Source organism: Flavobacterium aquidurense (genome assembly GCF_002217195.1).
Classification (GTDB): Bacteria; Bacteroidota; Bacteroidia; order Flavobacteriales; family Flavobacteriaceae; genus Flavobacterium; species Flavobacterium frigidimaris.
Map to the genome: position 1 here is coordinate 1 of NZ_MUGR01000052.1, position 14,628 is coordinate 14,628.

The 14,628-nt window shown below is 34.0% G+C and carries 14 protein-coding genes; 6 read left to right on the forward strand and 8 right to left on the reverse strand.

Annotated features, from left to right (window positions below):
• Positions 1-41: 41 nt before the first annotated feature.
• Positions 42-446 carry an SRPBCC family protein gene (locus B0A67_RS21850; protein ID WP_072961271.1) on the reverse strand — a complete coding sequence of 135 codons (405 nt, stop codon included), beginning with the start codon at positions 444-446 and terminating at the stop codon, positions 42-44.
• 169 nt (positions 447-615) lie between these two features.
• Here B0A67_RS21850 and B0A67_RS21855 point away from each other — a divergent pair, with 169 nt between their 5' ends.
• Positions 616-1,578 carry a GlxA family transcriptional regulator gene (locus tag B0A67_RS21855; RefSeq protein ID WP_072961275.1) on the forward strand — a complete coding sequence of 321 codons (963 nt, stop codon included), beginning with the start codon at positions 616-618 and terminating at the stop codon, positions 1,576-1,578.
• Between the two features lie 161 nt (positions 1,579-1,739).
• Here the strand turns inward: B0A67_RS21855 and B0A67_RS21860 are convergent, their stop codons facing one another.
• From B0A67_RS21860 to B0A67_RS21890, 7 genes are all read right to left on the reverse strand, one after another.
• On the reverse strand, positions 1,740-2,405 hold the full coding sequence (locus B0A67_RS21860; RefSeq protein WP_072961278.1) for a murein L,D-transpeptidase catalytic domain-containing protein: 666 nt from the start codon (positions 2,403-2,405) through the stop codon (positions 1,740-1,742).
• Between the two features lie 141 nt (positions 2,406-2,546).
• Positions 2,547-3,779 (reverse strand): ATP-dependent Clp protease ATP-binding subunit ClpX, encoded by a 1,233-nt coding sequence (clpX, locus tag B0A67_RS21865; protein WP_072961281.1) that lies wholly within the window; start codon positions 3,777-3,779, stop codon positions 2,547-2,549.
• A gap of 162 nt (positions 3,780-3,941) precedes the next feature.
• On the reverse strand, positions 3,942-4,616 hold the full coding sequence (clpP, locus tag B0A67_RS21870; protein ID WP_072961284.1) for an ATP-dependent Clp endopeptidase proteolytic subunit ClpP: 675 nt from the start codon (positions 4,614-4,616) through the stop codon (positions 3,942-3,944).
• Between the two features lie 373 nt (positions 4,617-4,989).
• A complete protein-coding gene (locus B0A67_RS21875; protein ID WP_072961288.1) occupies positions 4,990-6,312 on the reverse strand; it encodes a trigger factor in 1,323 nt (440 codons plus the stop codon).
• 118 nt (positions 6,313-6,430) lie between these two features.
• Positions 6,431-6,775 (reverse strand): phage holin family protein, encoded by a 345-nt coding sequence (locus tag B0A67_RS21880; protein WP_072961291.1) that lies wholly within the window; start codon positions 6,773-6,775, stop codon positions 6,431-6,433.
• A 149-nt stretch (positions 6,776-6,924) separates the two neighbouring features.
• Positions 6,925-7,689, reverse strand: coding sequence for an alpha/beta fold hydrolase (locus B0A67_RS21885; RefSeq protein WP_072961294.1), 765 nt, complete (start codon positions 7,687-7,689; stop codon positions 6,925-6,927).
• A 129-nt stretch (positions 7,690-7,818) separates the two neighbouring features.
• Positions 7,819-8,532: a pyridoxine 5'-phosphate synthase gene (locus tag B0A67_RS21890; RefSeq protein ID WP_072961296.1), complete on the reverse strand. Its 714-nt coding sequence runs from the start codon at positions 8,530-8,532 to the stop codon at positions 7,819-7,821.
• Between the two features lie 116 nt (positions 8,533-8,648).
• Between B0A67_RS21890 and B0A67_RS21895 the strand changes: the two genes are divergently transcribed.
• From B0A67_RS21895 to B0A67_RS21915, 5 genes are all read left to right on the forward strand, one after another.
• Complete coding sequence (locus B0A67_RS21895) at positions 8,649-9,308, forward strand: CBS domain-containing protein (RefSeq protein ID WP_072961300.1); 660 nt, start codon at positions 8,649-8,651, stop codon at positions 9,306-9,308.
• A gap of 119 nt (positions 9,309-9,427) precedes the next feature.
• On the forward strand, positions 9,428-10,315 hold the full coding sequence (locus B0A67_RS21900; RefSeq protein WP_072961303.1) for an NAD kinase: 888 nt from the start codon (positions 9,428-9,430) through the stop codon (positions 10,313-10,315).
• A gap of 173 nt (positions 10,316-10,488) precedes the next feature.
• A complete protein-coding gene (porG, locus tag B0A67_RS21905; protein WP_072961306.1) occupies positions 10,489-11,172 on the forward strand; it encodes a type IX secretion system protein PorG in 684 nt (227 codons plus the stop codon).
• A gap of 4 nt (positions 11,173-11,176) precedes the next feature.
• A complete protein-coding gene (locus B0A67_RS21910) occupies positions 11,177-11,917 on the forward strand; it encodes an isoprenyl transferase (protein WP_072961310.1) in 741 nt (246 codons plus the stop codon).
• On the forward strand, positions 11,850-14,597 hold the full coding sequence (locus B0A67_RS21915; RefSeq protein ID WP_072961313.1) for a BamA/OMP85 family outer membrane protein: 2,748 nt from the start codon (positions 11,850-11,852) through the stop codon (positions 14,595-14,597). Before B0A67_RS21910 ends, B0A67_RS21915 begins: the two co-directional genes overlap by 68 nt.
• Positions 14,598-14,628 lie beyond the last annotated feature (31 nt).

The following is a 14,628-nucleotide window of genomic DNA, read 5'->3' on the forward strand; positions in this document are numbered from 1 at the left end:
CTTTGAACCTTTGCCACTTTGAACCTTTGAACCTTAAAAAATCAATTTTGCTCTACATAACTTTTAAAATTATCCAGGATTGAATTCCAGCCTCCTTTTTGCATTTCATCTGAATTTTCCGTTTCGGGATCAAAGCTTTGGATAATTTCTACTCCGTCCGGGGTTTCTGTAAAAGTAATTTCAACTTTTCTGCCATCTTCCATTACATATTCAATCGCTTTATTTTTTTCGACCAAAGTATATTCTCCTCCAAAATCAAAACTCATGCTGCCATCTTTTGCCGCCATAGTCGATTTGAATTTTCCGCCTTCTCTTAAATCATTTTCAGCATAAGGCGTATGCCATTCTGCCGAAGCAAAACTCCAGTTTTTAATGTGTTCCGGTTGTGTCCAGAATTCCCAAACTTTATCTATTGTTGCGTCAATCGTATTTTGTACTGTTATCATTGTGTTTTTCTTAAATTTATACTCATTTTATATATAAACTTACAAATTTATTAAGCAAATTTAAAACATTACAGAAAGCTTTAACATACATTAAAAGTCAACTTTAGGGTCATTTAAGACAAAATAATTACTTTTGTGTAGAAGTTAACTTTACAAAAACCACAAAATCATGAGTAAGAAAGTAGGTTTAATTGTACCACACGACTATAAATTATTAAGTATTGCTGCCATTTTAGAAGTATTTGAAACAGCCAATAAACTTTCCAAAGGAGATAAATCTTTTGAAATCATGGTTTTTCAATCTTCAGAACAAATCAATGAAAAGAGGTTGTTTGGATATGAAGTGAATTCTATTGAAATTTCCGATGAAGTACTTGACATAATTCTGATTCCTGCTTTTACGACTGATAATATGACTGAGATGATTGCAAAGAACAAGAATTTTATTCCCTGGCTGCAAAAACAACATCAGTCCGGAGCCGAATTGGCCAGTTTTTGCACCGGTGCTTTTTTGTTTGCAGCATCAGGATTATTAAACGAAAAACTGGCTACAACTCATGTCGATGCCTGCAGTGCTTTTACAAAAGCATTCCCATTAGTAAAACTTAAAGCCGAAGAAACCTTAACGGCAGATGGCAGTTTATATACCAGCGGCGGTTCGACCTCAACATTTCACTTATTGATTCTTTTAATTCAAAAATATTGCGGAAACGAGATTGCCGTTCAGATTGCCAAAATTTTCTCTATCGATCTAAATCGCTACAAACAGAGCTATTTCAGTACTTTTAGACCAAATCATTTGCACAATGACACTTTGGTCGCCATGTTACAGCAAAAAATAGAGAATCAATATAGTACGATCGAAAAATTAGAAGAAATCACCAAAGATATCCCCACAAGTGCCCGCAACATGACACGACGATTCAAACAAGTTACGGGAATTCCGCCAATTGAATATTTGCAAAATATAAGGGTCGAAAGTTCTAAAAAGTACCTGGAACAAACCCAACTTTCGATTTCTGAAATTATCGAAAAAACGGGTTATAATGATCCAAAAGCATTCAGAAAAGTATTTTTTAAAATGGTTGGAATGAAACCAATAGAATATCGGGAGAAATTTAGAGTACAGTAATTTTTTTTAGGAGCAGAAGTTTCGTCCTGAAAGACATTTTGTCCTGCTCTCCATTATATCTTTTGCTGTGAACCCCACAGCAAAAGGATGCCGTTTCGATCAGGGCTATACGAGAACTTTTTATTTTTAGAAGATAATCAGGTTGGGAAGTTAAAACTATCTCAAGACTTAATAATCCACATCAGGACTTTTTTATTTTCCTTCAGAAGTTTATCAATTTCTTTCATGCTTTCATTAGAAACTGCCGGACATCCCCAACCTTCCGGAGTTCCTTTAGGATAGACTTCTTCGCTTGAAATGGCTTCCCAGGAATGCAACACTATAGCGCGGCTTCTGGCATGCGAATTTGTTTTTTCTTTTCCCTGCAAAACATAATTCACTTTTATCCCCCACTGACTTACGCCCCGATCCAGAATAATAAATTTACCTATCGAGGAACAATGCGAATCAAACTCATTGCTTATTGGCGCATTCTCTTTAGACATCGTTGCCCCCCAGTTATTATCACCGCAGCCGTGACTTACCACATATGATTTTACTATTTTATTCTCTTTAAAATCACACACAAAAAACCTCTTTAATCCGGAATGCATTCCTAAATCGATCAGAATAAATATGTTCTGATTAAGGTTATTGCGTTTACAATATTGCTGTGCTTCTTTGTAATAAACACTATAATCAATGTCTTTGATTTCACTTCGAGGTTTTTCTTCAGGAATAATTTCTACTGTTTTTTCCGGCTTAAAAACACTTGCTACCCGAAGTTCTTTGTTATCCCTACAGGATAACATCATTATAAAACTTATGATGATGAATATTTTTTTCATGCTGACAATTTACATAAAAATAGAGAATCAATTCTAAAACAGAAGAATGGAAAAAGCATAAAAAAACCTGCTCAAAGAAATGAGCAGGTTTTTAGGTAAACTTTGTCAAAATTTAAAAACTTTGACAAGGTATATCAAGATTTATGAAGCAATTTCCATACGCTTCAATAAATTTTTATCCAATGTATGTTTTGCATAGTCCTGATCGATTGTCAAAACTTTATCATCTGAACTTGGTAATTCGTACATTGCATCTGTTAAGATGGCCTCGCATAAAGAGCGTAATCCACGAGCTCCTAATTTGTATTCTAAAGCTTTATCAACAATAAAATCTAATGCTTCATCTGTAATATTAAACTCAACATCATCCATTAAGAATAATTTTTGATATTGTTTGATCAAGGCATTTTTAGGTTGTGTCAAAATTGCGCGTAAAGTCTCTCTGTCAAGAGGATCCATATGCGTTAACACCGGTAAACGACCAATAATCTCAGGAATCAATCCAAAGTCTTTAATATCTTTTGGAATGATATATTGTAATAAATTGTCTTTATCGATATTATCAACATTTTTAGAAGTTGAATATCCAACTGCCTGACGGTTCAAACGTTTAGAAATGATACGTTCTACACCATCAAAAGCCCCACCTGCAATAAACAGGATGTTTTGAGTATTTACCTCAACAAATTTCTGGTCCGGATGTTTACGTCCTCCTTTTGGCGGTACGTTTACAATTGTTCCTTCTAACAATTTCAATAATGCCTGCTGCACACCTTCACCAGAAACATCACGTGTTATCGATGGATTATCACTCTTACGGGCAATTTTATCAATCTCATCAATAAATACGATACCTCTTTCGGCTTTGGTTACATCATAATCTGCAGCCTGCAGTAAACGTGTCAAAATACTTTCGACATCTTCTCCCACATAACCGGCTTCTGTAAGCACAGTTGCATCAACGATAGCCAAAGGAACGTCTAACATTTTTGCGATAGTTTTTGCTACCAATGTTTTTCCGGTTCCGGTTTGTCCTACCATAATAATGTTACTTTTTTCAATCTCTACTTCATCGTCTAATTGCTGTTGCATCAAACGTTTGTAGTGATTGTAAACTGCCACTGACATTACTTTTTTAGTCTGATCCTGACCAATAACGTATTGATCTAAGAAAGCTCTGATTTCTTTTGGTTTCTTTAAAATTAAATCCCCAACAAGTTTTGCACTTCCACTTGATTTTAATTCTTCTAATACAATTCCGTGTGCTTGTTCAATACACTTATCACAGATATGTGCATTAATACCTGCAATCAATAAATTGGTTTCTGGCTTCTTTCTTCCACAAAACGAACATTCTAATACTACTTTAGCCATTCTTTTTTAGTTACATAAGTCGCAAAGTTACTAAGTTTCTGATATTTACCAATAAATCCTCAAAAACTTAGCAACCTATTAACTTTTTATTTTTGTTTCAAGTTTAAAAAAATGGTTTCAGGTTTGAGGTTCACAATAGCAACCTGAAACATATAAACTTTTTTAGCTTCTTCTTAATACTTCATCAATCATTCCGTATTCTTTTGCTTCGTCAGCTTTCATCCAGTAATCACGCTCACTGTCTTTGTGCACTTTGTCAAAAGTTTGTCCTGAATGTTGAGAGATAATATTGTACAACTCATCCTTAAGTTTCAACATTTCACGCAAGTTGATTTCCATATCTGTTGCAACACCTTGTGCTCCTCCTGATGGCTGGTGAATCATAACTCTTGAATGTGGCAATGCCGAACGTTTTCCTGCTGCTCCTGCACATAATAATACAGCTCCCATAGAGGCCGCCATACCTGTACAAATTGTCGCTACGTCTGGTTTGATGTATTGCATGGTATCATAAATCCCTAATCCTGCGTAAACGCTTCCTCCAGGAGAATTTAGATAAATTTGAATGTCTTTTGATGCATCAGCACTTTCTAAAAATAATAACTGAGCCTGAACGATATTGGCGATCTGGTCGTCTATACCTGTTCCTAAAAAGATAATCCTGTCCATCATTAATCTTGAAAACACATCTAATTGAGAAATATTCAACTGACGCTCTTCAATAATATATGGAGTCATATTAGTTGGATTCATCGCCGCTACGATTTTGTCGTAGTACATTGCGTTTACTCCCTGGTGCTTTGTAGCAAATTTTTTGAATTCTTTACCGTAGTTCATATTTTAAGTGTTCTAAGTTTTACGTTATATCTGTATCTATTCTTCATCAAAGGTTGTACCTCTTTCTAAAGAATGTCAATTTGTCTTATTTTTTGTTTCAGGTTTAATTTGTTTCAGGTTTGAAGTTTTTGAACTTGCTTCTTAAATAGCCCAGATAGCAGTGAAAAGCTTTTTGAATTCCGTTTTTTAGTTTTTTTATTCTTGGAAAGCGACTGAAAGAAGCTCTTGCAAGAATTTAAAAAACTTAAACGGAAGAAAAAACTTGTAACGAATAGCTGGATTAGCTTCTGAAAAGTAATCAAAAATAAATTAAAACAAAAGAGCGCCAAAGAATAACTTCTCTGACGCTCAAATATACTTATTTTTTTAGAAATTATTCTCCGTAAGACGCAGCAATAAATTCTTCGTAAGTTACTTCTTTAGTTGCCGGATTTGCTTTTTCTTTAAACACCTCTAACAATTTTTCAGCTACAACTTGCTCAGAAAGTCTTTTTACTTCTTCCTGGTTAGATAAAACTCTAGCCACGATTCCTTGTACTTCTTCGTCAGTTGGATTTGTTTGCCCAAATTGAGCCATTTGTTGTTTGATAGCGTTTGTTGTAAAAGCTTTCAAGTCTTCAAATGTAATCTGGATATTACTTTGTGCCATTGCTTTTCCTTCGATTAATTGAAAACGCAATCCTTTTTCAGATCTTGCGTATTCAACTTCAGCTTCTTCTGCAGAAAGTTTTTTCTCTCCAACAGTTTGCAACCATTTTTTAAGGAATTCAGCAGGTAAATCAAATTTAGTATTTTCGATAAGGAAATCCTGAACGTCTAATAATAATTTTTGATCTGCCTGTTGCGCGAATTGAGCTTCAGCATCTTCTTTAATTTTAGCTTTCAAATCTTCAAGAGAAGCTACTTTTCCTTCTCCAAAAAGTTTATCAAATAACTCTTGGTTTAATTCAGCTAATTCAGCTCCGTTGATTGCTTCGATAGTAAAGTTTACTTCGATATCTAAACCGTGAACGTCATCATGTCCTACTTTTAAGTAATCCATTAATTGGTGATCGTCAGCAAATAAACCTTTTGTACTTACTGTAACAACATCTCCAACTTTTTTACCGATGAATTTATCAGCAGCAGCTTTGTTGAAAGTAGATACAGCAATTGTAGTTGTATTGTTGATACCTTTTTCTTCGTTTGAGAAAGTTCCGGTTAAATCTGAATCAGCTTCTACTTTATCTTGTGGAATTGCTTTTCCGAATTGTTTTTGGATACGCTCTACTTGTCCGTCGATTAATTTATCATCAGCAGTAACGATATATTTTACGATATTGTTTTTCGCTTCTAAGTCAATTTCGAAGTTAGGAACCAAACCAATTTCGTATTCGAAAGTTAGTTCTTCAGCATCCCAATCAAAGTTTTCGTTTTCTTTTGCAAGAGGAGTTCCTAAAAGATTTAATCTTTCAGATTGAACAAAACGCTCTAAAGCCAAATCAACAACTTTTTGAACTTCTTCTTGCTTAATTGCTTTTCCGTATTGTTTTTCAACAAGGTCTTTAGGTACTTGCCCTTTTCTAAAACCTTTAACGGTAGCCAAAGGCATTTTTTCGTTTATTCTTTTTGCTACTTGACCTTTATAATCCATGTGAACAACTGTCATTACAATTGTTTCATTCACAGCGTTTATTGCTACTCTTTTAATATCCATCTTCTTCTTTAATTTACATAATAAAATTGGGTTGCAAAATTATAAAATTTTTGCAACCCAACCAAGTTTTTAATCTATTGTATTTAAAGACCTTTTAAATACGCTTTCGATATTAATTTTATTTATCGTCTCCAAGTATTTTATAAGTAATCGACTGAAGGATAGACAATATGACACTAAACAACAATGCTGTCCAGAATGAGTCAACTGCAAAACCTCCGACAATGTTGGTACACAACAAAATAATGATGGCATTAATCACCAGTAAAAACAAACCTAAAGTAATAAATGTTACGGGTAATGTCAGGATAACCAGTATTGGTTTTATAAAAAGATTTAATAATCCTAAAACAATCGCCACAATTACTGCCGTGCCAAAACTCGCAACATGTACCCCGGTTAAAAAATTCGCAATTAACAACACCAAGGCCGCAGTAACAAGGAGTCTAAGTAATATTTTCATATTTTTTGATTTTAAAGTTTAGATTAAAAGTAGTGAATTTTAAACTGTTTTTTTTGCCACAGATTAAAAGATTAGAAAGGATTTTTAAATTTCTAATTTTCAAATCAGTGAAAATCCTATAATCTGTGGCTATAAAAAACTGAATTTATTTATTGCTTCAGAAACTCAGTCGTTAATTCAAAAAATAATTTAGGATTTTCGGCATGAAGCCAATGTCCTGCATCTGGAATTGTCTCAAAAACAGCATTTGGAAATTGCTCGCGTATGGCATCAAAATCTGAATCCTGGATATATCCTGAATTTCCTCCGCGAATAAATAAGGTTGGTTTATCGAAAATCAAATTCTCATCTAAAGCTTTCCCAATCGCATCCAGATTATTATTGAAAGCGGCAAGATTGAATCTAAAAGCCAATTGTCCCGGTTCCTGCCAATATAGATTTTTCAATAAAAATTGTCGCGTTCCAAAATCAGGAACATATTGTGACAAAATTTCTTCGACATCATTACGGCTTGGTTTCACCGAAAAATCAACTGCATTTAATCCTGCCAAAATATCCTGATGGTGTTGTTTGTAAAATCTTGGTCCAATGTCAGCCACAATTAGTTTATCTACGATTTCAGGATGTGTGGTGGCAAAAAGCATCGCTACTTTCCCCCCCATCGAATGTCCTAAAATATCTATTCGTGACAATTGATTTACCTGACAATATTCAAACACATCTTTTACCATGGCTTCATATGTCCATTCCTCTGAATGAAAACTGCGTCCGTGATTTCGTAAATCTAAAATATGAACCTGAAATCCGGCATCTACATATTGTCCGGCAAGAGTTTTCCAGTTATCAGACATCCCAAGAAATCCGTGCATGATGATGAAAGGTTTTCCTTCACCTTCTATTTTTGAGTATAACATTTATATTATTTTTTTATTGAAAAATTTATTGCACAGAGACCCACAAAGCTTTTACGCAAAGAAGCACAAAATTTTCCTTAGCAATCTCTTCGTCCTTTTTTTAAACTGATAAACAAATTTTTACAAATATTACTTCAATTTGTTCAAATACATATTCACCACATTATCCAAACCAAGATAAAGCGCCTCTGAAATCAAAGCATGACCAATAGAAACCTCTAATAAACCGGGAATATTTTGTTTAAAAAACTGAATATTATCTAAACTTAAATCGTGTCCCGCATTAATTCCCAAACCTAATTCGTTGGCTAATTCTGCAGCTTTTACATAAGGATCGATTCCGTTTTTGTTTCCTAAATCATATTGATGCGCAAAAGCTTCTGTGTAAAGTTCGATACGTTCTGTTCCTGTTTTTTTTGCTCCTTCGATAATTTCAAGGACCGGATCAACAAAAATCGAAGTTCTGATTCCGTTACGCTGAAATTCCTGAATCACTTCAGTCAGATATGCTTGATTTTTTATCGTATCCCAACCTGCAGAAGATGTGATGGCTCCAATTGCATCCGGAACCAATGTAACCTGGGTTGGTTTGCATTCTAAAACTAAATCGATAAAATTATGCTGCGGATTTCCTTCGATATTATATTCAGTATAAACGATTGCTTTCAGATCTCGTGCGTCCTGATAACGAATATGACGCTCATCCGGACGTGGATGAATTGTGATTCCCTGTCCTCCAAATTTCTGAATATCGGCGGCCACTTTTAGCAAATCCGGAACATTTCCTCCACGGGCATTGCGAAGGGTTGCTATTTTATTGATATTTACACTTAACTTTGTCATATAAATAGATAATTAATTCTAGTAACACTATATTTGTTACGACAAAAATACAAAGTAAAACGTAGCAGTTTTTGCTATTTTTTGATTATTTTGCATGAAATATTCTTAACAGATTTATGACAGAAATTACAAACTATATCACCAATGATTTCAGAGCGATAGATAGTCAGGAGACGATAGCCTCGGTTCAGGACTTTTTTGCCGATTTGAATTTTTCGCATTTTCCTGTTACAGAGGATGGAATTTTCATTGGAAGTATCGCTGCTGATGATGTTGAAACTTTTGACACTGATAAAAAAGTCATTGATTACAAATACACTCTGGAACGCTTTTTTGCCCGAAAATCAATGCTATGGCTTGATGTTCTCGAAGTTTTTGCAAAGAACCATACGAATGTAGTATCTGTTCTTGACGAAAATAACGCCTATATTGGGTATTATGAAATGGAGGTTATCATGAAATTTTTTCAGGAAACTCCATTCTTAAAAGAACAAGGAGGTATTATTATCGTTCAAAAAGGTCTTTTAGATTACTCAATGGGTCAGGTAACGCAGATTGTAGAAAGCAACAATGGCAAAATCTTAGGCTGTTTCGTATCTGAAGCCGATTTAGAAAATGTTCAGATTACAATAAAAATTGGTGTTGGACCAATGAACGAAATTATCCAGACCTATAGAAGATATGGCTACGAAATCATTTCAGAACATCAGGAAGATGCATACATCAACAGCCTGAAAGAGCGTTCAGATTACTTAGACAAATACCTTAATATATAAGAGAAAATTAGACAATGTGTCAATTAGAAAATTTCTTTGGCTTACATTAAATAATTATCTAATTGACACATTGCCCAATTGACACATTACCTCATTGACTCATTATCTAATTACAAAAAATGAAAGTAGCCATTTACGGACAATACTATCAAAATAGTACAGAACCTATTATTAAAGATATTTTTATATTTTTCAATTCAAATAATGTCGAAATGGTTATTGAAGAGAATTTTTTAAAAATGCTTTACGAAAAAGAACTTATAAAAAAGGAATACAAAACCTTTTCAGCAAGTACTTCATTAGATAATAGTTTTGAGATGTTGATTAGTATTGGCGGCGACGGAACTATTTTGAGAGCCGCTACTTTAGTTCGCAATTCCGGTGTACCTATATTAGGCATCAATGCAGGAAGATTAGGTTTCCTAGCTACTGTACCTAAAGAAAGTATCGATAATTTTTTACAGTTTGTTATTGATAAAAATTACACTATTTCTGAAAGAACATTACTAAGCCTGACGTGCGACCCTAAAAATGACGCTATCGAAGAAGATCTCAATTTTGCCATGAATGAGGTTACCGTGAGCAGAAAAGACACCACGTCGATGATTACAGTTGATACTTATTTGAATAATGAATATTTAAATTCGTACTGGGCAGATGGCTTAATCATTTCGACACCAACAGGATCTACAGGATATTCCCTAAGCTGTGGCGGACCAATATTAACCCCAAATGTAGAAAGTTTGGTAATCACGCCCATTGCACCGCATAATTTAAATGCCCGTCCTCTTGTTATACCGGATAATACGGAGATAAAACTGCGTGTTTCAGGAAGAGAGGATCAATACCTAGTTTCGCTGGATTCCAGAATTGCTTCGGTAAGGAATGAATCTGTGTTGACGATTACAAAAACAAATTTTAAAATAAAAATGATAGAAATCCCAGGTGAAACTTTCTTAAAAACGTTACGAAATAAATTACTTTGGGGAGAAGACAAGAGAAATTAAGCCTTTTTCTGATTCACAACTATACGATAATACTACTTTTTCCCGTTCTGCATGTATCGAATCATCATTAAATGTCTCAAAATCATATTACAAATTGAAAAAAAAGCACATTTAACTAAAGGAACGTTGATTCGTATTGATAATTATTATATTTGCACGCAATTTTGAATTAAATGAAGAAAATTTTTAATTTATTGTTATGTTTTTTTCCCTTTATTACACTAAACGCTCAGATCAATGAGATTGGTGTATTTCTGGGCGGAAGTAACTTTGTTGGTGACGTAGGAAACACAGCATATATTGCTCCTGAAAAACTGGCTTTTGGTGTTTTGTATAAATGGAATAAAAGTCCGCGTCATGCGTACCGTTTTTCCTATACACAATCCACTATTACAGGAAACGATCGGGATTCAGAGGAATCAGGGAGAAACCAACGAGGCTACAGCTTTAAAAACACCGTAAAGGAGCTTTCTGCCGGTTTAGAGTTTAATTTCTTCGATTTTAATCTTCATGATTATCAGCCAAAAATTACTCCTTATATATATTCAGGTCTGAGCTACTTTATGTACGACGAATTATATGTTACGGGAGGACAAACAAAAAAAGATAAAAATTCAGGATCATTTGCCATACCAATAATATTGGGAATCAAATCGAACATAGCACCTAATTGGGTTTTAGGTGCAGAAGTTGGTGTTCGTTACACCTTTACAGACGATATAGACGGAAGCAATCCGAGCAACGGCAATTATAAGTCTTTGCATTTTGGAAATTTAAATAATAATGACTGGTATGTGTTCTCAGGTATCACTCTAACCTATACCTTTGGACAAAAACCTTGCTATTGCGCATATTAATAAAATGAATTTACTAGACTCTATAGATCAAACAAACTTACCCAAACATTTGGCCATTATTATGGACGGAAATGGACGTTGGGCAAAACAACAAGGTTTTTTAAGAGCATTTGGTCACGAAAACGGAACAAAATCTGTCAAAAAAACAATTACAACTTGTGCCAAACTTGGCATTGAGTATTTAACGTTATATGCTTTTTCTACAGAAAATTGGAATCGTCCAAAACTTGAAGTAGAAGCATTAATGAGAATTTTAATCAATTCATTAAAAAAAGAGCTTGGTACTTTGCAGGAAAACAATATCAAACTTAATGCAATTGGAAACCTTGAAAAATTACCAAAATCAGCTCAAAAAGAGCTATTGGACGTGATTGATAAAACAAAAAATAACTCACGTCTTACGCTAACTCTTGCTTTAAGTTACGGATCAAGAGAAGAATTGGTAAATGCCGTGAGAATCATCAGTGATAAAGTTAAAAATAATATAATTTCAATAGACGGTATTGACGATTCAATTATAAATGAGCATCTTTACACGCAAAATTTACCTGACGTAGATTTATTAATACGAACAAGTGGAGAACATAGAATAAGTAATTTTTTGCTGTGGCAAATCGCCTATGCAGAATTATATTTTACTAATGTCTTGTGGCCTGACTTTAAAGACCAAGATTTATATGAGGCTATTATTAGTTATCAAAAAAGAGAACGTAGATTTGGAAAAACCAGTGAACAAATTAAATAATATTTTAGTGTTACAAAAAAGAATACAAATAGTCTTTACCCTACTTCTTCTGGGTAGTTTTTCACAAATAAAAGCACAAGAAAGAGTTCCTTTTGATCAGGGAAAAAAATATATTCTTGCAAAAGTTTCTGTTGTTGGTAAAATAAGCTTCAATGAACAAACCGTAGTTACTTTCTCCGGCCTTCAAAAAGGACAGGAAATAACTGTACCCGGTGAAGAAATTAGTGGTGCTATCAAAAAGTTAGGTAAACTTGGCCTATTTGATGAAATTGCTTTTTATGTAAATAAAATAGACAATGACAGTATCTATCTGGACCTAAACATTATTGAACTTCCTAAACTAAATGAAGTAAAATTTGTTGGTATAAAGAAAAGCAAAGTCGAGGGATTAATTAAGGACAACAATTTGACCAAAAACAAAATTGTAAACGAAAACTTAATTACTACGACCAAAAATTACATCGAAAACAAATACAAAAAAGACGGGTTTTATAACACCAAAGTCACCATTACCAATACTCCTGACACCATAAACGGGCATCACGTAAACATGCTTGTTCGGGTAGACAAAGGCGATAAAGTAAAAATTAGCAGTATCGAATTTATAGGCAACAAGCAGCTTACAGGCAACCAGTTACGATCTGCCATGAAAGATACAAAGCAAAAAAATGTATTACGCGTTTTAAAATCTTCAAAATTTATTCCTGAAAAATACAAAACTGACTTAGAGAAAGTTGTGGCTACTTATAAGGAAAAAGGATATCGTGATGCACGTATTATTTATGATTCTGTTAGTTATAACAAGAAGAAAAATATGCTTGCCATCAAAATTAAAATGGAAGAAGGAAATAAATACTACTTTGGTAATATTAAATTCTTAGGAAATACTGTTTATTCTGATCAGCTTTTGAATCGCTATTTAGGAATCAAAAAAGGGGAAACCTATAATGGTGTTTTACTTGAAAAACGTATTGCTGATAAAACAAAACCTGACGCGGAAGATATTACCAACTTATACCAAAACAATGGTTATTTGTTCTCTAACATCAATGCAGTAGAGGTAAAAACAGTAAACGATACTATCGATTTTGAAATTAGAGTTACAGAAGGACCAATTGCGTACTTCAACAAAATATCTGTAGTAGGAAACGACAAAACAAATGACCATGTTATTTACCGTGAACTTAGAACCAAACCGGGAGAAAAATACAGTAAAGAACAATTGGTCAGAACTATTCGTGAAATTGGACAATTAGGATTCTTTGATCCTGAAGCTATCGATCCAAAATTCAAAAATGTTGATGCAGCAGCAGGAACTGTTGATATCGAATACCACGTTGTAGAAAAAGGATCCAGCCAGGTTGAGCTTCAAGGAGGTTACGGTGGTGGAGGTTTCATTGGAACCTTAGGATTATCATTCAACAATTTCTCAGCCAGAAATATATTCAACAAAGAATCTTATAAACCGTTACCAATGGGAGATGGGCAAAAAGTAGCACTTCGTTTACAAGGAAGTACTTACTTTCAAACCTATAGTTTGTCATTCTCAGAACCATGGTTTGGAGGAAAAAAACCAGTACAATTTAGTTCTTCTATCTCTTACAGTAAGCAGTTCTTAAATAACTACGCTACAAGAACGGTAGACAAAAGCAAGAGTTTTAATATCCTGACATTACAAGTTGGTTTAGCAAAACGTCTTACTGTGCCGGATGATTATTTTGTATTATCACAATCTATAAGTTACCAACATTATGATTTGAATAATTATAATACAGGTTTATTTACCTTTGGTAACGGAGCGTCAAGAAACTTAGCGTATACAATTGGACTTTCAAGAAGTAATAAAGGGGTTAACCCAATCTTCCCGACGTACGGTTCTGATTTTAGTGTTTCTGCTAAACTTACACCTCCTTATTCATTATTTAATGGAGTTAATTACGGCGACCTACAAAATCAAAAAGAATACAAATCACAATATACAGGAGCACCAATGTCAGGTGTAGATGGTAAACCACTTAACACTGGAGACTACGTCAAGACCGAAACTATCAACGGTCAATCAGGTATTGTAAGTGTTGGATCTGATTATGCAAGTGCAGATACAGATCAGGGAAAAGTCGATCAAAAGAAGTACAACTGGTTAGAGTACTATAAAATTAAATTTAAAGCAGACTGGTATACTAAACTTTATGGTAAATTAGTTTTAAGAACATTAACTGAATTTGGTTTCTTAGGTGCTTATGATCAGGCAAGAGGTGATGTCCCATTTGAGCGTTTTTACTTAGGAGGAGACGGAATGGCGATGTACTCAATGGATGGTAGAGAAACTATTGGATTAAGAGGTTATGAAAATAATTCCCTGACTCCTGTAAATTCAAGAAACGAACAAATTGGAGCAACTATCTATAACAAGTTCTCTATGGAGTTACGTTACCCAATTACATTAAAATCATCTGCATCTATTTATGCGTTGGCTTTCTTAGAAGCTGGATCATCATACCCAACTTTTAAAGATTATAACCCATTTGATCTTTATCGTTCTGCGGGTGTTGGTTTACGTGTATTCATGCCTGCATTTGGATTATTAGGTATTGACTGGGGTTACGGTTTCGATCCTCAACCAGGAGAGACAAAAGCACACGGTAAAGAAATTCACTTTATCATTGGACAACAATTTTAGTAGAATTTTTAATACATTTGTTTAAAAATTT

Coding starts and splice junctions, on each gene's coding strand:
- B0A67_RS21850 (WP_072961271.1), bottom strand. CDS start 446: ATGATAACAGTACAAAATACGATTGACGCAACAATAGATAAAGTTTGG.
- B0A67_RS21855 (WP_072961275.1), top strand. CDS start 616: ATGAGTAAGAAAGTAGGTTTAATTGTACCACACGACTATAAATTATTA.
- B0A67_RS21860 (WP_072961278.1), bottom strand. CDS start 2,405: ATGAAAAAAATATTCATCATCATAAGTTTTATAATGATGTTATCCTGT.
- clpX (WP_072961281.1), bottom strand. CDS start 3,779: ATGGCTAAAGTAGTATTAGAATGTTCGTTTTGTGGAAGAAAGAAGCCA.
- clpP (WP_072961284.1), bottom strand. CDS start 4,616: ATGAACTACGGTAAAGAATTCAAAAAATTTGCTACAAAGCACCAGGGA.
- B0A67_RS21875 (WP_072961288.1), bottom strand. CDS start 6,312: ATGGATATTAAAAGAGTAGCAATAAACGCTGTGAATGAAACAATTGTA.
- B0A67_RS21880 (WP_072961291.1), bottom strand. CDS start 6,775: ATGAAAATATTACTTAGACTCCTTGTTACTGCGGCCTTGGTGTTGTTA.
- B0A67_RS21885 (WP_072961294.1), bottom strand. CDS start 7,689: ATGTTATACTCAAAAATAGAAGGTGAAGGAAAACCTTTCATCATCATG.
- B0A67_RS21890 (WP_072961296.1), bottom strand. CDS start 8,532: ATGACAAAGTTAAGTGTAAATATCAATAAAATAGCAACCCTTCGCAAT.
- B0A67_RS21895 (WP_072961300.1), top strand. CDS start 8,649: ATGACAGAAATTACAAACTATATCACCAATGATTTCAGAGCGATAGAT.
- B0A67_RS21900 (WP_072961303.1), top strand. CDS start 9,428: ATGAAAGTAGCCATTTACGGACAATACTATCAAAATAGTACAGAACCT.
- porG (WP_072961306.1), top strand. CDS start 10,489: ATGAAGAAAATTTTTAATTTATTGTTATGTTTTTTTCCCTTTATTACA.
- B0A67_RS21910 (WP_072961310.1), top strand. CDS start 11,177: ATGAATTTACTAGACTCTATAGATCAAACAAACTTACCCAAACATTTG.
- B0A67_RS21915 (WP_072961313.1), top strand. CDS start 11,850: ATGAGGCTATTATTAGTTATCAAAAAAGAGAACGTAGATTTGGAAAAA.